Source organism: Comamonas sp. A23, assembly GCF_004522605.1.
Classification (GTDB): domain Bacteria; phylum Pseudomonadota; class Gammaproteobacteria; order Burkholderiales; family Burkholderiaceae_C; genus Comamonas; species Comamonas thiooxydans.
Genome location: NZ_RSDT01000007.1, coordinates 196,862 through 219,515 on the forward strand (window position 1 = coordinate 196,862; position 22,654 = coordinate 219,515).

At 63.6% G+C, this 22,654-nt stretch carries 23 protein-coding genes; 15 read left to right on the top strand and 8 right to left on the bottom strand.

What is annotated here, in order from left to right; genetic code table 11:
* Positions 1-3: 3 nt before the first annotated feature.
* Entirely contained in the window at positions 4-702 is a 699-nt protein-coding gene (hda, locus tag EIC84_RS16935; RefSeq protein WP_003070849.1) for a DnaA regulatory inactivator Hda, read from the bottom strand.
* A 357-nt stretch (positions 703-1,059) separates the two neighbouring features.
* Here hda and purM point away from each other — a divergent pair, with 357 nt between their 5' ends.
* Positions 1,060-2,112: a phosphoribosylformylglycinamidine cyclo-ligase gene (gene purM, locus EIC84_RS16940; protein WP_003070848.1), complete on the top strand. Its 1,053-nt coding sequence runs from the start codon at positions 1,060-1,062 to the stop codon at positions 2,110-2,112.
* Positions 2,113-2,149: 37 nt separating this feature from the next.
* Positions 2,150-3,208 (top strand): AI-2E family transporter, encoded by a 1,059-nt coding sequence (locus EIC84_RS16945; RefSeq protein ID WP_003070847.1) that lies wholly within the window; start codon positions 2,150-2,152, stop codon positions 3,206-3,208.
* 24 nt (positions 3,209-3,232) lie between these two features.
* Here the strand turns inward: EIC84_RS16945 and EIC84_RS16950 are convergent, their stop codons facing one another.
* Positions 3,233-4,081, bottom strand: coding sequence for a SirB1 family protein (locus tag EIC84_RS16950; protein ID WP_003070846.1), 849 nt, complete (start codon positions 4,079-4,081; stop codon positions 3,233-3,235).
* 104 nt (positions 4,082-4,185) lie between these two features.
* Positions 4,186-5,751 (bottom strand): murein biosynthesis integral membrane protein MurJ, encoded by a 1,566-nt coding sequence (gene murJ, locus EIC84_RS16955; protein WP_034363492.1) that lies wholly within the window; start codon positions 5,749-5,751, stop codon positions 4,186-4,188.
* A gap of 237 nt (positions 5,752-5,988) precedes the next feature.
* Between murJ and rpsT the strand changes: the two genes are divergently transcribed.
* The 3 genes from rpsT to EIC84_RS16970 all read left to right on the top strand — a co-directional run bounded on the left by rpsT (position 5,989) and on the right by EIC84_RS16970 (position 9,789).
* Complete coding sequence (rpsT, locus tag EIC84_RS16960; RefSeq protein ID WP_003052598.1) at positions 5,989-6,282, top strand: 30S ribosomal protein S20; 294 nt, start codon at positions 5,989-5,991, stop codon at positions 6,280-6,282.
* A gap of 323 nt (positions 6,283-6,605) precedes the next feature.
* Positions 6,606-8,300 (top strand): malate dehydrogenase (quinone), encoded by a 1,695-nt coding sequence (gene mqo, locus EIC84_RS16965; RefSeq protein WP_003067110.1) that lies wholly within the window; start codon positions 6,606-6,608, stop codon positions 8,298-8,300.
* Positions 8,301-8,412: 112 nt separating this feature from the next.
* Positions 8,413-9,789 (top strand): MATE family efflux transporter, encoded by a 1,377-nt coding sequence (locus EIC84_RS16970; RefSeq protein WP_034362429.1) that lies wholly within the window; start codon positions 8,413-8,415, stop codon positions 9,787-9,789.
* 79 nt (positions 9,790-9,868) lie between these two features.
* Here the strand turns inward: EIC84_RS16970 and EIC84_RS16975 are convergent, their stop codons facing one another.
* Complete coding sequence (locus EIC84_RS16975) at positions 9,869-10,195, bottom strand: DUF3579 domain-containing protein (protein WP_003067106.1); 327 nt, start codon at positions 10,193-10,195, stop codon at positions 9,869-9,871.
* Between the two features lie 236 nt (positions 10,196-10,431).
* On the opposite strand from EIC84_RS16975, the gene EIC84_RS16980 reads away from it, so the two are divergent.
* The 4 genes from EIC84_RS16980 to EIC84_RS16995 all read left to right on the top strand — a co-directional run bounded on the left by EIC84_RS16980 (position 10,432) and on the right by EIC84_RS16995 (position 13,360).
* Complete coding sequence (locus tag EIC84_RS16980; protein WP_003067105.1) at positions 10,432-11,628, top strand: aspartate aminotransferase family protein; 1,197 nt, start codon at positions 10,432-10,434, stop codon at positions 11,626-11,628.
* An 18-nt stretch (positions 11,629-11,646) separates the two neighbouring features.
* On the top strand, positions 11,647-12,570 hold the full coding sequence (argF, locus tag EIC84_RS16985) for an ornithine carbamoyltransferase (RefSeq protein ID WP_003067104.1): 924 nt from the start codon (positions 11,647-11,649) through the stop codon (positions 12,568-12,570).
* A gap of 38 nt (positions 12,571-12,608) precedes the next feature.
* Complete coding sequence (locus EIC84_RS16990) at positions 12,609-12,872, top strand: hypothetical protein (RefSeq protein WP_003067103.1); 264 nt, start codon at positions 12,609-12,611, stop codon at positions 12,870-12,872.
* 122 nt (positions 12,873-12,994) lie between these two features.
* Complete coding sequence (locus EIC84_RS16995; protein ID WP_003067102.1) at positions 12,995-13,360, top strand: YkgJ family cysteine cluster protein; 366 nt, start codon at positions 12,995-12,997, stop codon at positions 13,358-13,360.
* 153 nt (positions 13,361-13,513) lie between these two features.
* Here EIC84_RS16995 and EIC84_RS17000 read toward each other — a convergent pair whose 3' ends face one another.
* The 3 genes from EIC84_RS17000 to EIC84_RS17010 are packed head-to-tail and all read right to left on the bottom strand — an operon-like array spanning position 13,514 to position 15,979.
* Positions 13,514-13,708: a hypothetical protein gene (locus EIC84_RS17000; protein WP_003067100.1), complete on the bottom strand. Its 195-nt coding sequence runs from the start codon at positions 13,706-13,708 to the stop codon at positions 13,514-13,516.
* 13 nt (positions 13,709-13,721) lie between these two features.
* Positions 13,722-15,656: a ferrous iron transport protein B gene (gene feoB / locus EIC84_RS17005; RefSeq protein ID WP_003067098.1), complete on the bottom strand. Its 1,935-nt coding sequence runs from the start codon at positions 15,654-15,656 to the stop codon at positions 13,722-13,724.
* Positions 15,653-15,979 (bottom strand): FeoA family protein, encoded by a 327-nt coding sequence (locus tag EIC84_RS17010; protein ID WP_003067096.1) that lies wholly within the window; start codon positions 15,977-15,979, stop codon positions 15,653-15,655. Before EIC84_RS17010 ends, feoB begins: the two co-directional genes overlap by 4 nt.
* 257 nt (positions 15,980-16,236) lie before the next feature.
* On the opposite strand from EIC84_RS17010, the gene EIC84_RS17015 reads away from it, so the two are divergent.
* Positions 16,237-16,557: a YkgJ family cysteine cluster protein gene (locus tag EIC84_RS17015; RefSeq protein WP_034353576.1), complete on the top strand. Its 321-nt coding sequence runs from the start codon at positions 16,237-16,239 to the stop codon at positions 16,555-16,557.
* Between the two features lie 22 nt (positions 16,558-16,579).
* On the opposite strand, the gene EIC84_RS17020 is transcribed toward EIC84_RS17015, so the two are convergent.
* Complete coding sequence (locus EIC84_RS17020) at positions 16,580-17,311, bottom strand: Stp1/IreP family PP2C-type Ser/Thr phosphatase (RefSeq protein ID WP_003067093.1); 732 nt, start codon at positions 17,309-17,311, stop codon at positions 16,580-16,582.
* A 227-nt stretch (positions 17,312-17,538) separates the two neighbouring features.
* On the opposite strand from EIC84_RS17020, the gene EIC84_RS17025 reads away from it, so the two are divergent.
* The 5 genes from EIC84_RS17025 to kynU all read left to right on the top strand — a co-directional run bounded on the left by EIC84_RS17025 (position 17,539) and on the right by kynU (position 22,652).
* On the top strand, positions 17,539-18,165 hold the full coding sequence (locus EIC84_RS17025) for a LysE family translocator (protein ID WP_003067092.1): 627 nt from the start codon (positions 17,539-17,541) through the stop codon (positions 18,163-18,165).
* A 10-nt stretch (positions 18,166-18,175) separates the two neighbouring features.
* Positions 18,176-18,976, top strand: coding sequence for an AraC family transcriptional regulator (locus tag EIC84_RS17030; RefSeq protein WP_003067091.1), 801 nt, complete (start codon positions 18,176-18,178; stop codon positions 18,974-18,976).
* Positions 18,977-19,070: 94 nt separating this feature from the next.
* On the top strand, positions 19,071-20,450 hold the full coding sequence (locus EIC84_RS17035; RefSeq protein WP_134737331.1) for an amino acid permease: 1,380 nt from the start codon (positions 19,071-19,073) through the stop codon (positions 20,448-20,450).
* 121 nt (positions 20,451-20,571) lie between these two features.
* Entirely contained in the window at positions 20,572-21,204 is a 633-nt protein-coding gene (gene kynB, locus EIC84_RS17040; protein WP_003067185.1) for an arylformamidase, read from the top strand.
* A 140-nt stretch (positions 21,205-21,344) separates the two neighbouring features.
* Entirely contained in the window at positions 21,345-22,652 is a 1,308-nt protein-coding gene (gene kynU, locus EIC84_RS17045) for a kynureninase (RefSeq protein WP_003067183.1), read from the top strand.
* The last annotated feature ends 2 nt before the right edge of the window (positions 22,653-22,654 follow it).

Consider the following 22,654-nt stretch of genomic DNA (forward strand, 5'->3'; position numbering starts at 1 on the left):
GCCTCACTCGGTTTCCAGCATGGTCTTGAGCAGCGGGATGGTGATGGCGCGCTTGTTGCGCAAGGCAAAACCGTCCAGCATGTCCAGCAGCTGCATCAGCGAGCCCAGATCGCGCGAAAAGCGCCTGAGCATGTAATCCATCACTTCGTCGCTCAGAAACACGCCACGGGCATCGGCTTCCTGACGCAGCACGGCACGCCGTGCCGACTCGTCGAGCAGATGCAGCTGATAGACATGACCCCAGCCAAGGCGGGTGCGCAAGTCCTCGCGCATCTTGAGATCGGCGACTGGCAGCTGGCCCGCAGCCAGCACCCAGCGCGGCAGGCCGGTGGCAGGGCTGGTGGCATTCACAAACCAGTTGAAGGCACGCGCCTGCTGGAACGGGGTGTAGATATCCACATCGTCCATTAGCACGGCGGCCCAGCGTTCGTCGAACTCAGGCGGGAACGGTGTGGATGCATCCATCCAGCCCACCATGGCTCCTTGCTCGCGCAGGGCTTCACGCACCGCCTTGAGCAAATGACTCTTGCCGGACCCGGCCTCTCCCCAGAGATAGGTGGGCACCGGCGTGCGCGACTGCTGCAGCTGGCCATCGCCCACCCAGTGACGCAGGTGATCGATCAACGCAGCATTGGGGCCGACGAAGAAACGCGCGAGCGTCGGGCCGGGCGCCATGCTGATATCCAGAGCCAGCTGCTTCATCTGCGACATACGCGCAGCGCCCCCTTTCCTGGGCATTCAACAGCCCATGCGGCGAAATCTGGCAGGAGATTCATCAGCATCAATGGTGGAAGATACAAAGGCCCGGACGCGCACTTAGATCAGGCCCTGCAATATGCCCTAGCGTGATCACTCGGTAACAAAAGCACCAATTTTAGTCTGCACTCGCAGCCCCCGAGCGGCTTCGGGCTGATTTTGCCTACTGCCGTTGTTGTAGTCAGGCCATGAATGCTCCAGCAAAACCCTTTGACGCATGTCCGGGCGCCCCCGCTGCACGGGCAAGCGCCGTAGAATCCCGGGGTTTCCGCCCAGCAGGGCGCCCCCGCACCGGATCCATCGATGAGCTCTTCCGCATCCTCCTCTACCCCCATTTCCTACAAAGACGCCGGTGTTGACATCGACGCAGGCGACGCCCTGGTCGAACGCATCAAGCCCCTGGCCAAGAAAACCATGCGCGAAGGCGTGATGGCCGGCATCGGCGGCTTCGGCGCCCTGTTCGAAGTGCCCAAGCGCTACAAGGAACCCGTTCTGGTGTCCGGCACCGACGGCGTGGGCACCAAGCTCAAGCTGGCCTTCGAGTGGAATATGCACGACACCGTGGGCATCGACCTGGTGGCCATGAGCGTGAACGATGTGCTGGTGCAGGGCGCCGAGCCCCTGTTCTTCCTCGACTATTTCGCCTGCGGCAAGCTGCATGTGGACACGGCCGCTGCCGTGGTGGGCGGTATCGCCAAGGGTTGCGAGCTGTCCGGCTGCGCACTGATCGGTGGAGAAACCGCTGAAATGCCCGGCATGTACCCCGATGGCGAATACGATCTGGCCGGCTTTGCCGTCGGTGCGGTCGAAAAGTCCAAGATCCTCAGCGGTCAGAACGTCAAGCCCGGCGATGTGGTGCTGGGTCTGGCCTCGCACGGCGTGCACTCCAACGGTTTCTCGCTGGTGCGCAAGTGCATCGAGCGCGCCGAAGCCCAGGGCAGCGTGCCCGCGACTCTGGACGGCAAGCCCTTCAAGGCAGCCATCATGGAGCCCACCCGTCTGTATGTGAAGAACGTGCTGGCCGCACTGGACAAGCACCCCATCAAGGCCCTGGCCCACATCACGGGCGGCGGCCTGCTGGAGAACATTCCCCGCGTGCTGCCCGAAGGCACCGCAGCCCATCTCAAGGCCGGCAGCTGGCCCCAGACCGAGCTGTTCGCCTGGCTGCAAAAGACCGCCGGCATTGACGACATCGAGATGAACCGCACGTTCAACAACGGTATCGGCATGGTGGTGGTGGTTGCCGCTGAAGACGCAGAAGCCACGGCAGCCACACTGGCCGAGCTGGGCGAGAAGGTCTACAGCATCGGCGCCATCACGGAAATCGGCTCCGGCAAGCCCGTTGAAGTGCGCTAAGCAGATCTTCATCACAGCCCCTCTACCCCGAGCCTGAATGACGCAGCATTTGCCCGCCCCCATCACTACGCAACCGGGCCCTTCGCCCAAGGTCATACTGGCCAGTTACATATTGATGGGAGCAGCATTGCTGCTCGTCATGCATCAGGGAATACTCCCCGGCCTGCTGTGTGTGTGCGTAGGCTTCATGCTTACTCGCTCGCTGTCGCGCCTGCTGTCACGCGCCAACCCTCGCGCCTTTGCCAGCAACCAGCTGCCACGCTGGGCCCAGGTGGTTGCCACCACCATCGTGATTCTGGCACCGCTGGCCCTGCTCAGCGGCGCACTCTCCCAGACCCGGACCTATATCACCGAAGCCCCCGCCCAGTACAAGGAACTGCTGGACTATCTGGCGGCCACGGTGCTTGAGCTGCGAGAAAAACTGCCTTCGGACATTGCCGACCAATTGCCTGACGGCGCTCAGGAAATTCAAAGCAAGCTGGCCGGCTATCTGGCCGCCAAGGCCGGTGTGCTAGCCACTGCAGGCCGAGCCTGGCTCACTGGCTTGCTCTATGCCTATGTGGGCCTGATCATCGGCGCGCTGGCAGCCGTTCGCCCCATCGCCACGCGTCACCCGCCGCTGGTGCAGGCCCTACAGCAGCGCATCGGTCACTTTGCCCTGGCCTTCAAGCAGATCGTGGCCGCCCAGTTCTGGATTGCAGCCTTCAACACGCTGCTGACGTCCGTCTTCCTGTTGGCCATATTGCCGATCTGGAAGCTGCAACTACCTTACACCCCCGCGCTGATCACGCTGACTTTCATCGCCGGGCTGATCCCCATCGTCGGCAACTTGCTGTGCAATGCCGTGCTGACACTGGTCGGCCTGTCCGTATCACCCATAGCTGCTGCTGCCTGCCTGGGCTTTCTGATCCTGATTCACAAGGCTGAATACGTGATCAACGCCAAGGTGGTGGGAACACGCACGCATATGGGCGTATGGGAGCTGCTGGCCGTGATGTTTGTGGCCGAGTCCGTCTTCGGCCCAGCAGGCCTGGTGGCAGCGCCGCTGTTCTATGCCTATCTCAAGAAAGAGCTGGAAGCCGCACAACTGGTGTAAGCAAGCTGCTTGCCACCAAGACGCTCAACCTGCGCGGCGCAGCCGGGCAATGGTTTTGGCGATGTAATCGGCCTCCTGCCCTTGTGCGGCAGGCGCATAACGCTCCAGATCCGATAGCGCTCTTTCAATCACTCCCCATTGGGCATACGCCATGCCGCGGTCCCGGAACAGCTCCTCGCGGCCAGGCTGCAGCAGGATCAGGCGATTGAGCACGGCCACCAGCATGGGCCAGTCTTTCTGGACCTGATGAATCTCCTGCAGATTGCGCAGCATGCGCGCCACGACATCTCGCGGATGAGCGGCCTGCAGATACAGCCCCAGCGGCGGCGCATCATCGGGTGAAATGCCGGCCTGATCGAGAAACGGCTGCAGGCGCTCTGCCAAGGCGCTTGCGGAGTAGGAGTCGCCTGTCAACGGATCCTGCACCACCTGCCCCTGCGGCAGCATGACCTTGACCAGAAAATGCCCTGGAAAGCCTATGCCCTCCACCGTCAGACCGATGCCGGCAGCCAGCTCCAGCCAGACCAGTGCCACGCTGATGGGAATGCCGCGCCTTGTCTGCAGCACATGGTGGATGTAGCTGTTGGCAGGGTCGTAATAGTTGTTGAGGTTGCCGGCAAAGCCCAGCTCGCCATAGAAGAACTTGTTGAGCGCACCGAGCTTGCGCAAACCGTCCTCCTCGCCGGCCAGACGCTGCACCAAACGCACTTGCAGCCTGTCCAGCTCGGCCAGCACGGCCTGCAGGTCAAGATCAGGTTCTGCATCCTGAGCAATGCTGATGGCGGCTTCCATCAAGGCAAAGTTTTCATCACTCTGCACCAAAGACGCAAAATACTGCAGGGCCGTGGGGTACTCGTCTATCGTCCAGCTCATAGGCTGATTTGTAAGCCGCCTTGGCAGGTCATGCAAGCGAAATCCCCTTGATACGCCTGTAAAACCTGCGCTGACCGCTCACTTTTCCATGAGCAGCTCAAGCTTTAACGGCGCAGCAATTGACGCAGATTCAGGCCCGACAGCATCAGCACGCCAAAGTAAAGCACGGCAGCACCAACCATCATGGCAGCCAGCAGACCTGCGCGCAGCAAGCCATTGCTGCGCAAGCCCACCCAGTCGAAGTGCTGACTGCCCCAGAGCAACAGCACCGCCAGCAAGGCACTGGCCGCAATCACCTGCACGATGAACTTCAACCAGCCCGGCCTGGGCTTGTAGGTACCGCGACGCAACAAACCCGTGAGCAGCCAGCTCGCGTTGACCAGTGCAGCCAGACCGATGGACAGGGCCAGCCCGGTGTGCTTGAGCCAGGGCACCAGCACCAGATTGAGCAACTGCGTAATCACCAGCACCACGATTGCGATCTTCACGGGTGTGCGGATGTCCTGGCTGGCGTAATAGCCGGGCGCCAGCACCTTGATGGCCACCAGGCCCAGCAGGCCGGCGCCGTAGCCCATCAGCGCCAGGGCAATCTGCCCCACATCGCTGTCATGCAGGGCACCGCGATGGAATAGCGTGGCCACCAGCGGCGTGGCAAAGGTCAGCAGCCCCACGGCGCAGGGCACGGCCAGCAGCACAACCAGGCGCAGACCCCAGTCCAGCATATTGGAATAGCGCTCGCCATCACCTGCCGCCTTGGCTGAAGCCAGCTGCGGCGTCAGCACCACCCCCAGAGCCACGCCCAGCAAGGCCGTGGGAAACTCCATCAGACGGTCGGCATAGAACAACCAGGTCACGCTTCCGGGCGCCATATAGGAAGCTATCTGGGTGTTGATCATCAATGAGACCTGGGCCACCCCTACCCCCAGCAGCGCCGGCCCCATCAGTGCCAGGATGCGACGCACACCCGCCTCGTCCCAGGCTGCGCGAATGGCTGGGTACGAGAAGCCGATCCGCGGCATCAGCCCCATGGAGCGCAACGCAGGAATCTGCACCGCCAGTTGCAGCACGCCGCCCAGCATCACGCCGCCAGCCATGGCATAGATGGGTTCTATGCCCTGCTTCTCGAACCAGGGGGCTCCCAGCAGAGCCGCCACTATCATGCTGATATTGAGCAGCACGGGCGTGGCTGCCGACACCGCGAACTTCTTCCAGGTATTGAGAATGCCTGCCGACAGAGCCACCAGCGACATAAAGCCGATATAGGGAAACATCCAGCGCGTCATCACCACGGCTGCGTGATAGCCGTCGGGTGACTGGCGCATGCCGCTGGCCAGCAGCCAGACCAGCAGCGGCGCGCCGATCACGCCCAAGACGCAGACCACCAGCAGAGCCCAGAACAGCATGGTTGCGACATGGCTGATCAGGTGGCGCGTGGCCTCCTCGCCATCCCGGGTCTTGCTGGCGGCCAGCACCGGCACAAAGGCCTGGCTGAAAGCCCCTTCGGCGAACAGGCGCCGGAACAGGTTGGGAATTCTGAAGGCGACATTGAACGCGTCTGTGAGGGCATTGGCTCCAAACATGGAGGCCATGAGCAGATCGCGAACCAGCCCCGAAACACGGGAGGCCAGCGTCATCAGGGATACGGTGGAGGCGGCTTTGAACAGTGACACGCAGCGAAGTGTATGCGTTCACGCCAGCCGCTGCTTGCACAGATCGCGGTGCCTTGCACTCTGTAGCAAACCACACTCTTCGACCAGGCACACCCTCACACCAGGACAGCGAGCAAGAGCCGCCTCGCAGCGAAGCTGTCGTCCCCCTTTGGGGGGGAAGCGGCGCAGCCGCTCAGGGGGTATGCTAGAATCCACTGTTTTGCTGACATCATCCTCAGACACACAAGGAAATAAATCATGGCAACTAAAGCCAAAAAGAACCCCCGCCTGGCTTCTGGCCGCAAGCGCGCCCGCCAGAACGTCAAGCTGAACGCTGCGAACACTTCGCTGCGTTCCAAGTACCGTACTGCTGTCAAGAATGTCGAGAAGGCTGTTGTGGCCGGCGACAAGACCAAGGCAGCTGAACTGTTTGCCAAGGCTCAGTCCGTGATCGACGCGATCGCTGACAAGGGCATCTTCCACAAGAACAAGGCAGCTCGCGACAAGAGCCGCCTGTCCGCCAAGGTCAAGACCCTGGCTCTGGCTGCTTAATACCAGCCTCCCTCAAGCACGGATGACTTCGGTCATCTGCCGTTTGTAACGGGTGCGCTGTCAGCAAAAACATCAAAACCGCCTCAGGGCGGTTTTTTTGTTGCCTGTACCCGACATGGCTGCCTCATCAAGGCATCCACAGACGCGCCTCACGCCTAGCACAAAGCGCCCTAATACGAATTGATTAGCGTCAGATTTTGACTTCCCTAGGACAATCCCCAGGTCGGGGAGTCTCATGTCTTTTATAGGACTTGCCCCGTATCTTCGCAAAAAGCCTGCCGCCTACCCGCAGGCTTTTTTGATAGTCAAGTCTAGAAAAAGTCATGAAAAAGTCGATCAAAGCAGGACTGGGAGCCGTCGCGGCCCTGGTCCTGGCCGCGCTGTTATTTTTGTTTTGGCCAATATTCCCTCGCTCCGTGCCCAAGGCCGAGAACGAGCAGCCCGTCGATGTGGTGATGGTAGGCGCCGGCGTGATGAGCACGACGCTGGCCACCTATCTGCAGGAACTGCAGCCCGACTGGAAGATCGAGGTCTTCGAACGCCTGGACGGCGTGGCCCTGGAAAGCTCCAACGGCTGGAACAACGCCGGCACCGGCCACTCCGGCTTTGCCGAGCTCAACTACACGCCCCAGCTGCCCGACGGCAGCGTGGAAACAAAGCGTGCCGTGAGCATTGCCGAGCAGTTCGAGGTGACGCGCCAGTTCTGGGCCCACCAGGTCGGCCGCGGCCACCTGCAGTCGCCCGAGACTTTCGTGAACGCCACGCCCCATATGAGCTTCGTCTGGGGTGATGACAACATCGCCTTCCTCAAGAAGCGCCAGCAAGCCCTCGTCCAGAACCCCCTGTTCTACGGCATGGAGTACTCCGAAGACCAGGCACAGATCAAGAAGTGGGCCCCGCTGATGATCGAAGGCCGTGACCCGGCCCAGAAGATCGCCGCCACCTATATGCCCCTGGGCACCGACGTGAACCATGGCGTCTGGACCGAGCAGCTGATGGCCTCGCTCCAGAAGGGCCCCAACTTCCAGCTGCACCTGCAAAGCGAAGTCACGGCCCTGCGCCAGAACGCCGACAAGACCTGGAACGTGACCGTGGCCGATCTGGCCAAGGGCGGCCAGGAAAAGACTGTCAAGGCCAAGTTCGTCTTCGTCGGTGCCGGCGGTGCCGCACTCAAGCTGCTGCAGGCCTCGGGCATCCCCGAATCCAAGAACTACGCCGGCTTCCCCGTGGGCGGCCAGTTCCTGGCCATCGAGAACCCCGAGCTGGCCAAGCGCCACGACGTCAAGGCCTACGGCATTGCCTCCACCGGCTCGCCTCCCATGTCCGTGCCCCATCTGGACGCCCGCCAGCTCGACGGCAAGCCCGTGGTGCTGTTTGGCCCCTTTGCACTGGCCACCACCAAGTTCCTCAAGAACGGCTCCTGGTGGGACCTGTTCTCCTCGGTCACCCATGACAATCTGATGGGCATGCTGCGCGTGGGCATCCACAACCTGGACCTGGTCCAGTACCTGATGCAGCAGGCCGAGCTGACCGACGCCGACCGTCAGGCCGTGCTGGCCCAGTACTTCCCCGAAGCCAAGCGCGAGGACTGGAAGCTGGTCACCGCCGGCCAACGCGTGCAAATCATCAAGCGCGACCCTGAAAAAGGCGCCGTGCTGCAGTTCGGTACCGAAATCGTGGGCTCGGAAGACGGCAGCATTGCCGCCCTGCTGGGTGCCTCGCCCGGCGCCTCGACCGCTCCCCACATCATGCTGAACCTGCTCAAGAAGTCCTTCCCCGAGCAGATGGCCAGCACCGAGTGGAAGGCTCACATCCAGCAGATCGTGCCCTCCTACGGCCGCAAGATCAACGAGGATGCCGCCTATACCAACGAGATCCGCCGCATGACCAGCTCGGCCCTGAAGCTGCCCTATGTGGATGTTCCTGCCGATCTGGGCAAAAAGGTCGAAGCGGCTCCCGCGCCTGCTGCCGCTCCCCAGAACCCCACCCAGCTGAACAAGGAAATGCAGGCGCTCTAAGCCCAGCCTTCCCCGCACCGGCCCCGCTGGTGCCCGCCCCGCCGGCCTGTGCCGCGCGGGGTTTTTTCTTGCAGAGTCCCTCCGCTTGGTGCTCTGCAACTTCCTTTTCCCCATGCACCAGCCACTGACTCACGCACCGATAGGCCGCGCCCTGCTGCGTTTTTCCCTGCCTTTGTGGGGCAGCTATGTGCTGCAGTCGCTCAATACCTCGATCAATGCCTTCTGGATCGGACGCCATCTGGGCGAGAGTGCGCTGTCTGCAGCCGTGCATGCCAACAATCTGCTGTTTGCGCTGATTGCTCTGGTCTTCGGCATCAGCCAGGCCGCCAATCTGCTGGTGGCTCAGGCCGTGGGCGCGGGCCGCTGGGCCCTGGCCCGCCGCATCACAGGCACCAGTGCCAGCCTGTTTCTGGGCATGTCCCTGCTGATGGCCACCCTGGGCTGGCCGCTGGCCGCCCCTATGCTGGGCATCATGGGGGCCGAGCCTGCCACCGCCGCACTGGCCGTGGACTATCTGCGCGTGCTCTTTCTCGCGCTGCCGCCCATGCTGCTGCTGATCTTCGTGGCCGCCGTGCTGCGCGGCACAGGCGACAGTCGCACGCCTTTCGTGGCCCTGCTGGGCGTGGCCCTGGGCGATGCCCTGCTCAACCCCTTGTTCATTTTCGGCGCCGGCCCCCTGCCAGGCCTTGGCATGGCGGGCTCGGCCCTGGCCACTCTGGTGGCCAACAGCCTCGGCCTTGCGGGCCTGCTGGCCTGGCTGCGCTGGCAGCGCCTGCCGCTGTGGATAGGCTGGCGCCAGCGCCGCCATTGGCGGCCTGTGCCTGAGCTGCTGCGCTGCCTGGTCATCAAGGGCCTGCCCATGGGCCTGCAGATGCTGCTGGTCTCACTCTCCCTGGTGCTGATGCTGGCCCTGATCAACACCCATGGCGCCCAGGTTTCGGCCGCCTACGGCGCAGCCCTGCAGCTGTGGGCCTATGTCCAGATGCCGGCCATTGCCGTGGCCTCGGCCTGCACCACCATCGCCGCCCAGAACGTGGGCGCCGGTCACTGGCCGCGCGTGGCGCGTACGGCGCGTGCCGGCGTAGCCTGCCACCTGTTGCTGACCGGCGCCTGCGTGGCCCTGATTCTGGCCTGCGACCGATCCGTGCTGGCCCTGTTCCTGCCCGAGGGCAGCACGGCCCTGGAGCCTGCACGCCATCTCAACCGCATCGTGCTGGGCTCGTTCATGCTGCTGGGCGTGAGCAGCGTGCTGGCCGGCGTGGTGCGCTCCACGGGCGCGGTGCTGGCGCCCCTGGCCATCCTGGCCCTGACGCTGTGGGGGCTGCGCCTGCCCCTGGCCTGGGGTCTGCAGCCGCTGTGGGGGCAGGATGCGCTGTGGTGGAGCTTTCCGCTCAGCGCGCTGGCATCCATGCTGCTGTCCATCGCCTACTACCGCTGGGGCCCGTGGCGCCGGTCACGGCTGCTGGACAGCACGACAGCGCAGAGCTAGACCCGCAGCGCACAGATACAAAAAAAGCTTCCCGTGGAAGCCTTTGTCGTTTGCGCGGCGCCTCTGGGCACCTGAAAAATCACTTCTTGCCGGCTGGCAGCTCGTCTGGCAGCAGGCAGGCCTCGGCAACTTGCAGATCGTTGTCCTTGGCGAAATTCAGGCAGAAGTCCCATGCCATGGGTTCGTAGTCGCGCAGATCCCGGTTGATGACCACGCATTTGGTGCCGTTCATCACCGTAGGCACGCACCAGGGAGAGTAGCTCAGATGGCTCCCGGCGCAGGCACCACCAGGGCGAAACTGACTCATGACCCCGGCCAAGCGCTCGGCCCAGTCGCTGGGTCGAAAGGTTTTTCCGGCATGGGTCATACCCATGATGAACAGTTCTTTGCTGGAAGGGGTAACCATCAAATATTCGCCAAAAAGATCCGGCAACCAGGCGGGATCCCCGCCAACATGCCTAAACAAGCATTCTAACTCTTGTATAAGAGCCATGCTGTCAACCCCACAATGGCGTAGGTTGATTGCATGGCAGCGATGCGCAATCCGCAATGTTGGGGTTATCCGGGCACTCTAGAATCAAAGCTCTCATTTTTCAGGTGCCGCCGTGCACCGTTGACCTTCCTTCTCAGGAGATTCTTGCAATGACCGCTTTCATCGAGGCAGCTTCGCCCCACGTTATGCCCACTTACGGCCGCGTACCCATCGCGCTGGAGCGCGGCCAGGGCTGCCGCGTTTGGGACGTGAACGGCAAGGAATACCTGGACGCGCTGGGCGGCATTGCCGTCAACACCCTGGGGCACAACCACCCCAAGCTGGTGCCTGCCCTGCAAGAGCAGGTGGCCAAGCTGATCCACACCAGCAACTACTACCATGTGCCCGGCCAGGAAACCCTGGCCAAGCTGCTGACCGAGCGCTCGGGCATGACCAATGTGTTCTTCTGCAACACCGGCCTGGAAGCCAACGAGGCCGCGATCAAGATCGCCCGCAAATACGGCGTGGACAAGGGCATTGCCAAGCCCGAAATCGTGGTCTATGACCATGCTTTCCACGGCCGCTCCATCGCCACCATGAGCGCCACGGCCAACCCCAAGGTACGCAACGGCTTTGGCGATCTGCTCGCTGGCTTCACCCGCATCGCACCCAATGATTACGAAGCCCTGATCGACGCGACCGAAGGCAATCCCAACATCGTCGCCATCATGATGGAGCCCATCCAGGGCGAAGGCGGTCTGCACCCCATGCGCGCCGACTATCTCAAGAAGGTGCGCGAGCTGTGCGATGCCAAGGGCTGGCTGCTGATCATGGACGAGGTGCAGGCCGGCATGGGCCGCACCGGCAAATGGTTTGCCCACCAGTGGGCCGGCATTACGCCCGATGTGATGACCCTGGCCAAGGGACTGGGCTCTGGCGTGCCCGTGGGCGCCGTAGTGGCGCACAAAGCAGCTGCCGAAGTGCTCAAGGCAGGCAACCATGGCTCCACCTTTGGCGGCAACCCTCTGTCCATGCGCGCCGGGGTGGAAACCATCCGCATCATGGAGGAAGACGGCCTGCTGACTCATACCACTGAAGTGGGTGAATATCTGAAAGCTAAACTGCAGGCTGAACTGGGCAGCCTCGAAGGCTTCGTCGAAGTGCGCGGCCAGGGCCTGATGATTGGCGTGGAGCTGACCAAGCCCTGTGGCGAGCTGATTGGCCAGGCCGCAGAAGCCGGCCTGCTGCTGAGCGTGACCGCCGACACCGTGATTCGCCTGGTGCCGCCGCTGATCCTGAGCAAGGCCGAAGCCGACGAAATCGTCGCCAGGCTCAAGCCCCTGGTTCAAGCTATTCTGGCTGCCTGATCCTCCAAGGAATTCCGCATGAAGCATTACCTGCAATTTAGCGACTTCACGGCAGATGAATACGACTACCTGCTGGAACGTGCAGCCCTGATCAAGAAAAAGTTCAAGGGCTACGAAAAGCACCACACGCTGACCGACCGCACCATGGCCATGATCTTCGAGAAGGCCAGCACGCGCACCCGCGTCAGCTTCGAGGCCGGTATGTACCAGCTCGGCGGCTCCGTGGTGCATCTGACCACGGGCGACAGCCAGCTGGGCCGCTCCGAGCCCATCGAGGACAGCGCACGCGTCATCAGCCGCATGACCGATCTGGTCATGATCCGCACCTTCGGTCAGGACAAGATCGAGCGCTTTGCCCAGTACTCGCGCGTGCCCGTCATCAACGGACTGACCAACGAGTTCCACCCCTGCCAGATCTTGGCCGACATCTTCACCTTCATCGAGCACCGCGGCTCGATCAAGGGCAAGGTAGTGGCCTGGGTGGGCGACGGCAACAACATGGCCAACACCTGGCTGCAGGCCGCCGATCTGCTGGGCTTCACAGTCCATGTCAGCACACCCGGCGGCTACGAGGTGGACGAGCAGCTGGCCTTCAACGGCAAGCCCGTCAACCCCGGCTGCTACAAGGTGTTCAAGGACCCTCTCGAAGCCTGCAAGGGCGCCGATCTGGTCACCACCGATGTCTGGACCAGCATGGGCTACGAGGCCGAGAACGAAGCGCGCAAGAAGGCTTTTGCCGACTGGTGCGTGGATGCCGAGATGATGGCCTCGGCCAAGGCCGATGCCCTGTTCATGCACTGCCTGCCCGCCCACCGCGGCGAGGAAGTGGAAGCCGAAGTCATAGACGGTCCCCAATCCGTGGTCTGGGACGAGGCGGAGAATCGCATGCATGTGCAAAAGGCGCTCATGGAGTACCTGCTGCTGGGCCGCCAGCCAGGCTGATTCGGCACGTCCGGGCTCATCTGCATACCACCACACCCATGCACCTGAGCCACATCACATCCCCACACCGCCAGCGGGCCCTGCGCCAGCTGGCGGTGTTTCTGTTTCCGCTGCGCCCCACCCAGGGCGACGCCCGCTACGGCCAGCGCGGCGGCCTGCTGGCGCTGCGCCAGCCGCATATGGCACGCCACACGCGCGTGCCTTCCTTCTTCGGCCCGCGCAAATCCTTTGCCGCGCGCGTGCGTGCGCTTTATGTACGCATCCACACCTTCTATCTGAAGTTTCTTCAAGGCCATACCTAGTGGCCCAGGCACCGGAAGCCGGAGGCCGCCCTGCGTGCCGGCTTCTCCTCCAGACCTCAAAAAGCCGTCCTTGCCCAAGGAGGACGGCGCGACCCCGATGCCTGAACCCTTGAAGAAACCCGATGTCCGAATCCGTCCACCCCTGCCTGAGCTGTGGCGCCTGCTGCCAGAACTACCGCGTTGAGTTTTCCATTTACGAGCTGCAATCCATGGGCGGCACCGTCCCCGATGAGCTTGCCCATGAAGTGCCCGGTAAAGGCAATCGCGCACGCATGAACGGCACGGAGCGCCACCCGGTGCGCTGCGTGGCGCTGCGCGAGCTGCCCGAGGTCGGCGCTGGCTGCATAGGCTGCGGCATTTACGAGCAGCGCTCGCGCCCCTGCCGCGACTTTCCGTTTGCCTCCTACGGCTGCCATGACACACGCGAGAAGTTCGGCCTGTCGGCACTGAGCGAGGAAGAAGTCCAGCCCTGGCTGGAAGCCGCCTGAGCTTTCGACAAACCGGAAAGCACTATTGCTATCAAATAAAAAGCTGCCTGCGCTTGCCAATCAATGACTTCAGATATAAAAGCATCTGAAATGCATAGATGACAATCGCAGGCAGCTATATTTTTAGCTGATGCGGTCTGGCTTCGTCTGTGTTCAGGCCTTGCGGGTATCCGAGCAGCTGTCGCCACCACAGGCGCTGCAACCGCCGCAGCTGCCGCTCTTGCCCGCCGGCGCCAGCGAAGGATGAACCCGAGTCAGCTTGCTGCGCAGACCGGCGGGCATGAAACGCCAGGCCAGCGACACGGCGGCCACCAGCACGATGGCGCCCACTATCAGTTCCTGCCACATAGACAATCCTTTCTCAGCCCCAGCCCAGGGCCACGGCGACGCGATAGGTCACAAAGCTGGCCAGATAGGCCAGAGCAAACAGATAGCCGGCCATCAGCAGCGGATAGCGCCAGCCATTGGTTTCGCGCTTGACCATGGCCAGCGTGGAGATGCACTGGGGCGCAAACACAAACCAGACCAGCAGCGACAGCGCGGTCGCCATCGACCAGCTGCTGGCGATCAGCGGGCTCAGCTGCTGGGCCATGGCGTCATCGCCCACGGCCGACAGCGCATACACCGTACCGAGCGCCCCCACGGCCACCTCGCGTGCGGCCATGCCGGGCACCAGCGCAATGGCGATCTGCCAGTTGAAGCCGATGGGTGCCAGCACCACTTCCAGCGCACGGCCGATCTGGCCCGCGAAGCTGTAGCGAATCGCGCCTTCGGTCACGCCCTCGGGAGCACCTGGGTAGCTGGAGAGGAACCACAGCACGATGCTGACGGTCAGGATGATGCCGCCGACGCGACGCAGGAAGATCATGGCCCGCTCGTACAGGCCCAGCACCAGGCTGCGCAGGCTGGGGATGCGGTAGGAAGGCAGTTCCATCAGCAGCGGCGTGCGGGTCTTGACCTTGGTGGCCAGCTTGCCCACCCAGGCCACGGCCATGGCACTGACGATGCCGCCCACATAGAGGGCAAACAGCACCAGGCCCTGCAGATTGAAGAAGCCGGCCACGGTCTGCTCTGGGATGAAGGCTCCGATCAGCAACGTGTAGACGGGCAGGCGTGCCGAGCAGGTCATCAGCGGCGCGATCATGATGGTCAGCAGACGGTCGCGCCAGCTGGAGATCGAACGCGTGGCCATGATGCCGGGCACGGCACAGGCAAAGCTGGACAGCAACGGGATGAAGGAGCGTCCGGACAGGCCCACGCTGCCCATGATACGGTCCAGCAAAAAGGCGGCGCGCGGCAGATAGCCCGAGTCTTCCAGCACCAGGATGAAGAAGAACAGAATCAGGATCTGCGGCAAAAAGACCACCACCGAGCCTGTGCCGGCAATCACGCCGTCCACCAGCAGGCTGCGCAGCACGCCATCGGGCATCACGCCATGCACCCACTGGCCGAAGTCGCTGACCAGGCCTTCGATGCCGTCCATCAGGGGCTCGGCCCAGCTGAACACGGCCTGGAACATCAGGAACAGCGTCACCACCAGCAGCAGCGTGCCCCACAGCGGGTGCAGCACCACGGAGTCGATGCGATCGTCACGCTGCGTGGGAGCCGCGGGCTCCTGCACGGTCTGGCGCATGATCTCGGCTACCTGCTGGTGCAGGGCCAGCAGCTGGGCGCGCGAATTGCTGCCCGTCACGGGCTTGAACTGGCCTTCGAGCGTCGGCGCCTTGAGCTGCCTGGCCTGATCGCTGTCCAGCCAGGCCAGCAAATCCTTGGCGCCGGACAGATGCACGCCCACGCTCTCCACCACGGGCACGCCCAGCAGCTCGCTGAGCCTGGCCTTGTCGATGACCAGGCCCTGGCGACGCGCCATATCGCTCATATTGAGCACCACCACCATGGGTAGGCCCAGGGCGCGCGCTTCCAGCACCAGACGCAGGTTCAGGCGCAGATGGGTGGCATCGGTCACGCAGACCAGCAGCTCGGGCGGCGCTTCGCGCGGATGCTGGCCCTTGACGATGTCGCGCGTGATGCGCTCGTCCTCGCTGTGCGCATCGAGGCTGTAGGTGCCGGGCAGGTCCAGCACGCGCACGCGGCGCTTGCCGGGCGTGCTCAGCCAGCCTTCCTTGCGCTCCACGGTCACGCCCGCGTAGTTGGCCACCTTCTGGCGCGCGCCGGTCAGCAGATTGAACAGCGCCGTCTTGCCGCAATTCGGGTTGCCCAGCAGCGCGGCACGCAGGGGCGCCTGCTCCGCAGCTTGAGGGCTCATCATGGTGATCTGGGATTCGCGCGCGTTCATGCTGCGGCCTCCAGCTGCACCAGCACCTGCGACGCCTCGTGGCGGCGCAGCGCAAACGTCGCCTGGCCTATGCGCACGGCCAGTGGGTCGGGGCCGGGAAAGCCGGTGGCAACGACGCGCACGGACTCGCCGGGCAGAAAGCCGATTTCCATGAGTCTGAGCAACAGGCTTTCATCCTCGCCTTCGGAGGAAGCCAGATCCACCACCCGGGCCGGCTGATTCACCACCAGCTGATCCAGGCCCATGATGGGCCCGGTGGCCGTGGCGGCAGCGCTGGAAGATGGCACGCCGGATTCAGACGCTTGAACAGAAAGAGCATTCATGGACGAAGTAACTGACACTGCCTCAGACCTCGCCGAGGGGGACTGCAAAGAACTCATAGCGCATTATTAATTGATTTTGATTCTCATTTTCCATTTACTGTAGGCGATTGGTGCACAACGGTGGCGAATTGGCACCAGCAGCATGGACTTTTGGGCGGGTATTGAACGGCGCGGTTGACAAATCTGCGGCCCGGCACAACCAAAGGATTTGCACAGCTGCGAAAATCGCCGCCCCACCGGAAAAACTCCGCCTTCCCATGACCCATCCCTGCCTTAGCTGCGGCGCCTGCTGTGCGTCCTTTCGTGTCGATTTTTCCGTGCACGAGTCCCAGGAGCATGGGGGCAGTGTCCCCGCAGGGCTGGTTGAGGAAGTCACCGACTACACGTGCCGCATGCGTGGCACGGACTGGGCCAGGCCACGCTGTGCAGCTCTGGTGGGCAAGGTGGGAGAGAAGGCGTACTGCGGCATTTATGAATGGCGCCCCTCCCCTTGCCGGGAGTTCGCCGCGGGCTCGGACGCCTGCAACCGCGTGCGCCAGCGCCATCAGCTGCCTCCGCTGGAAAGCGGTCTGATCTAAGAGTCCCGGTCAGATCCGGGGATCAGGCGCCCTGCTCAATCAGCACCACGCCGATATTGTCCTTGCCTCCTGCGGCATTGGCCGCCTCGATCAAGGCCTCCTGCAACCGCTCCAGCGGCAGGTTTTCCTCGAACAGGGAGGCAAGGCTGGCGTCGCTCAGCATATCGGTCAGGCCGTCCGAGCACAGCAAGATGCGGTCACCCTGCTGCAGCGGCCAGTGGCTCAGCTCCGGCTCCACCTGGGGCATCACGCCCAGCGCTCTTGTCACCAGATGGCCGTAGCGCGAGGTCCTGGCATCGGCCTCGGAGATCAGGCCGGCATCGATATCCTGCTGCACCAGCGAATGGTCGCGCGTCAGGCGCTGCAGCCGGCCGGCACGCCAGGCATAGGCCCTGGAGTCGCCCAGATGGGCGATCAGCACTTCGCTCGCCAGCACCAGGGCGGCCACCACCGTGGTGCCCATGCCGCTGCAGCCGGGCGTGGACTGCGCGGCGGCATAGATGGCCGTATTGGCCATGTGCAGAGAGTCCGTCAGCTCGCACTGTGCTGCCAGCATGGAATCATCTGCGGCCGGACCGTGCTGCACGCTGGTCGTGATCAGCTCCACGGCCATGACGCTGGCCACCTCGCCCGCGTTATAGCCGCCCATGCCGTCGGCCAGCACTGCAACCGGCCAGGGCCTGGCCTGCGGCTCCAGCCCCACCGAGTCTTCGTTATTGCTGCGCTGGCGACCCATGTCGGCACGCCCCACCATGCGTACGGCCGGCCAGACTCGGGATGGGCTAGAAGCTGCTGCGGATGACATGGAAGATGGGACGGGGTCAGGTTCGCGAAAGCATTCAAGCGTAACGCAAGTTAGCTTCGCTCCTTGTCTGAAAAAGACACCGTTTTGCACTTGTTAACCAAGCAAAGGCGCAATTTTGTTCAATACCTGGAAAGGCCAAGGACTCAGACTGGCGATCTCTTGTTTCAGGTTTGTCCATGCTTTCTTCTGTTCTGGCCATGGCCGGATTTGCACTCGCCGGCGCCATCACGCCAGGGCCGGTGAACGTGCTGGCCCTGCGCCATGGCAACGGCCGCGCTGGCGCCGCCTTCTGCTATGTACTGGGAGCCAGCGTCAGCTACGCCGTCATCGTCTGGCTGATGGGCCAGAGCGGGCAATGGCTGCTCAAGCAGCCCGAGCTGCTGCGCTGGGCGCCGCGTGTCTGTGCTCTCTATCTGCTCTGGCTGGCCTGGCAGCTGGCCAATGCCCCCGGGGCCCATGGCCGGGCAGCCAGGGAAAGCGTGCCCTCGTCACTGCCGGCCGGTCCAGGCGGAGCGTTCGTGCAAGGCATTGCCATTCAGAGCCTCAACCCCAAGGCCTGGTTGGTGGCGCTTTCGGGCATCGGCATGTTTGTGGCCCCTCTGGCGGCGCAGCAGGTCTCGCTGTCTGCTGCATTGTTGCTGTTTTGCGCCGTCTCCTTGCTGGCCTGCCTGCTCGGCGTTGGCTGCTGGGCCGCGCTGGGCCATGCACTGACCCAATGGCTGAGCACGCCCCTGCGTCAGCGGCGGCTGAACCAGGCCCTGGCCATGGTGCTGGTGGCAAGCGTGGTCAGCATGCTGGCATGATGAGGCCGTCATGCCAGCCCCCAGCCACCATTTCCACCGCCACCCGGCCCTGCCCTGGGCCGAGCTGCGCATCAGCCGCCAGTCCTGCTACAGCTACCGGCTGCATGCGCACGCGCAGTACTCCATAGGCATCGTGGATGAGGGCGAGACCCTGTTTCTGCATGACGATGGCCCCGAAGCATTGAGTGCTGGCAGCGTGGTGCTGATCGAGCCCGGCCACTGGCATGCCTGCAACCCCGAGACATTGCAGCCCTGGTCTTACCGCATGCTGTTCGTGCAGGCCGACTGGGTTCATGAGCGGCTCGGCGTCGGCGGCCTGCGCTTTGCACGGCGCGCGCTGCACAAGCCAGAAATCTCGCGCTGGGCAGACCGTCTCTGCCAGCCGCTTGCCGGCAGCGCCACGGATGCGCAGCTGCGGCAGCACGAGCAATCGCTGACGGATTTCCTGCAGCTGCTGGGCCGTGCCGCCGACTCCCCTGCCCCAGAGCCCCAGCCGCCCGATGCCGTCCTGCCTGCGCTGCAACACATGCACCGCAGCCCCGAAGACGAAACCAGCGTCCAGGCCCTGGCCCTGCGCTGCGGCATGAGCCCCAGCCGTTTCATCCGCCGCTTCAGGGCCGTCACCGGCGTCACGCCCGGGGCCTACCGCCTCAACCTGCGCCTCAATGGCGTGCGCCACCTGCTGGCCCAGGGTGAGCCCCTGGCCTCGGTCGCTCACCAGATGGGCTTTGCCGATCAGGCCCATATGCAGCGCGCCTTCAAGGCCCATCATGCGCTGACGCCCGGCAACTACGCCGGCACGCAGCGCTAAGCCGGCTGGGTCAGGGACATTCGCCGCCACGCCGCCGCAGCCGGTCATTCGCGGGATACTTGCCGCTTCGATTTTTCGCACGCGCAAGTCAGCAATGGCCAACTTTGACAGTATTCAGCAACGCGAGACAGGCTTGCAGCAGCACCTGAACTCGGCCCAGATGACCATGATCGCCATCGGTGGCGCCATCGGTACCGGTCTCTTCATGGGCAGCGCCTTTGCCATCGGCTTTGCCGGTCCCAGCGTGCTCATCAGCTACGCCATCGGCGCCTTCATCGGCCTGCTGCTCATGGGATGCCTGGCCGAGATGACCGTGGCCCACCCCACCTCGGGCTCCTTCGGCGCCTACGCCGAGCACTACATCAGTCCGCTGGCCGGCTTTGTGGTGCGCTATGCCTACTGGGGAGCCGTGGTGCTGGCCGTGGGCATGGAGGTCACGGCCGTGGGCAAGTACATGGCCTACTGGTTCCCCACGGTGGACCCATGGATCTGGGTGGCGCTGTTCTCGGTCCTGCTGGCCGCCGTCAATGCCACCAGCGTCAAGGCCTTCGGCCAGGTCGAGTACTGGTTCTCCATGGTCAAGGTGATTGCCATCGTGGCCTTCATCCTGATCGCTGCCTATGTGGTCTTCGGCACCCGACCCGAGGGCGTGGGTTTCGACAACTACTTTGTCGATGGCGGCTTCTTCCCCAACGGCTGGTGGGGCACCTGGGTGGGCGTGATCGTGGCCATCTTCAGCTATCTGAGCCTGGAATCCATTGCCATTGCGGCCGGCGAAGCCCAGAACCCCAAGCAGGCCGTGACCCGCGCCTTCCGCACCACGGTGCTGCGCCTGGTGCTGTTCTATCTCTTGTCGCTGGCACTGATGCTGGCCGTCGTACCCTGGAGCCATGCGGGCACGGACAAGAGCCCGTTCGTCAAGGTGATGGAGATTTTGCAGATCCCCGGCGCGGCCGCGGCCCTCAACTTCGTGGTGTTGCTGGCCTCGCTGTCGGCCATGAACAGCCAGCTCTACGTCACCTCGCGCATGATGTTCAGCCTCTCGCGCGGCGGCTATGCCCCCAAGGGCCTGAGCAAGCTCAGCAAAAGCGGCGTGCCGCTGGGCGCGATTGCCGTCTCCTGCCTGGGCATGGCCGTGGCCATGGTGCTCAACGTGCTCAAGCCCGAGCAGTCGCTGGAGCTGATGATGTCGATCGCCATGTTCGGCGCCATGTTTGCCTGGTTCATGGTGTTCGTGACCCATCTGTTCTTCCGCCCGCGCTGGCAGCGCGAGCATCCGGGCCAGAAGCTGGAGTTCCGCATGTGGGGCTTTCCCGTGCTGACCCTGGTAGGCGCCTTGCTGATGGCGGGCGTGATCGTCACCACGCTGTTTACCAAGGAGTTCCACACCACCGTGCTGGTGGGCGTGCCGTTTCTGATCGTGCTGGTACTGGTCTATGCTCTTTGGTATAGGAAGAAGAAGGTGTCCCCCTGAGGCGCTAGCGCGCCTTCCCCCAAAGGGGGACGACAGCCTTTGCTGCGGGGCGGCCCTTGCTGGCTGTCCCGCACTCGGGCCTGTTATCGATCAAGAGCGACCGAACCCATTCATACACACCATGACACGCCAGATCTGGGATATTTCTCCTGCCATTCATCCTGCCGCACCGGTGTTTCCGGGCGACACGCCCTATAGCCAGGAATGGGTGGCCAGCATTGGCCCGGGCTGCCCGGTCAATGTCAGCGCCATTCATCTCTCGCCCCATGTGGGCGCGCATGCCGATGCGCCGCTGCACTACGATGCGCAGGGCGCGGCCATTGGCGTTGTCGATCTGGATGCCTTTCTCGGCCCCTGCCGCGTGATCCACGCCATGGGCTGCGGGCCGCTGATCGAATGGCGTCACATAGCGCACGCCATCGATGCCGGCCTGCCCGCGCGCGTGCTGGTGCGCACCTACGAGAAAGCGCCCACCGGCTGGGACGCCGACCTCGCCGCCTATGCCCCCGAAACCGTGCGAAAGCTGGCCGACCTCGGCGTCAAGCTGATCGGCATAGACACTGCCAGCATAGACCCCGCCAGCAGCAAGAGCCTGGACAGCCATATGGTGATCCGCCAGCGCGGCCTGCGCGTGCTCGAGAACCTGGTGCTCGATGCAGTGAGCGAAGGCGACTATGAGCTGATCGCCTTGCCGCTCAAGCTCACGGAAGCCGATGCCTCGCCGGTGCGTGCCGTGTTGCGCAGCCTGCTCTGATGCGCTTGGTGCGAGGCAGCGGGGCCGCCCCGGTCTCGGACACAATGGGCGAATTCGAGTCCAGCCATATTTGAATCAGAACCGGCTCTGGCGTAGACACAATCATCGTCAGTAGCTATCAAAATGAGAGAAGGAAGACAATGACCACTTTGCAAGATTGCCAGGCTCTGGACGCCCAGGACCCGCTGCGCGCGCTGCGCGAACGCTTTGCCCTGCCCCAGGGCATGATCTACCTGGACGGCAATTCCCTGGGCGCCCAGCCCAAGGCCGCCGCCGCGCGCGCGGCCGAAGTGGTGACGCAGGAATGGGGCCAGGACCTCATCACCTCCTGGAACAAGGCGGGCTGGATCACGCTGCCCGAGCGCCTTGGCAACCAGTTCGCACCCTGGCTGGGCGTGGGCCAGGGCGAGCTGGTGTTCACCGACACCACCTCCATCAATCTCTACAAGGTGCTGAGCGCTGCTGCACGCATCGCCCGCGAAGATGCGCCCGGCCGCAAAAAGCTGATCAGCGAGCGCAGCAACTTCCCCACCGATCTCTATATCGCCCAGTCCGTCTGCCAGGAATACGGCCTGGAGCTGGTGCTGCTCGAGCCCGAGGAAATCGCCGGCGCGCTGCAGACCGATGTGGCGATCTCGATGCTCACCCATGTCAACTACCGCACGGGTGCCATGCACGATATGGCAGCCGTCACGGCCGCCGCCCATGCCAAAGGCATTCTCTGCGTCTGGGATCTGTGCCACAGCGCAGGTGCCGTGCCCGTGGACCTCAAGGGCGCCGATGCCGACTTCGCCGTGGGCTGCAGCTACAAATACCTCAACGGCGGCCCCGGCGCGCCGGCCTTTGTCTGGGCGCATCCGCGTCTGATCAACCGTTTCTGGCAACCGCTGTCGGGCTGGTTCGGCCACGCCGAGCCCTTCAAGTTCGTGCCCGACTACCACCCCGCCCAGGGCATCCAGCGCTATCTCTGCGGCACCCAGCCCATGATCAGCATGAGCGTGCTGCAATGCGGCATCGACATCTACACCGAGGCCGAGGCTTTCGGCGGCATGGCCGCGCTACGCAAGAAATCGCTGGCGCTGACCGATCTGTTCATCCAGCTCGTGGAAGAGCGCTGCCAGGGCCACGGCCTGGGTCTGGCGACACCGCGCGAGCATGTGGCACGCGGCTCCCAGGTCTGCCTGACCCGGGAAGAAGGCCTGGGCGTGAATGGCCAGGGCAGCGGCGCTTACGCCATTGTCCAGGCGCTGATTGCACGCGGCGTGATCGGCGACTTCCGCAAGGGCGACGGCGGCACGGGCAGGCACAAGGACATTCTGCGTTTCGGTTTCACGCCGCTGTATGTGGGCTTTGCCGATGTCTGGAACGCCGTCGAGCATCTGCGCCAGGTGCTGGAATCGGGCGAATGGCAACGGCCCGAGTTCAATACCGTGCACGCCGTGACCTGAGG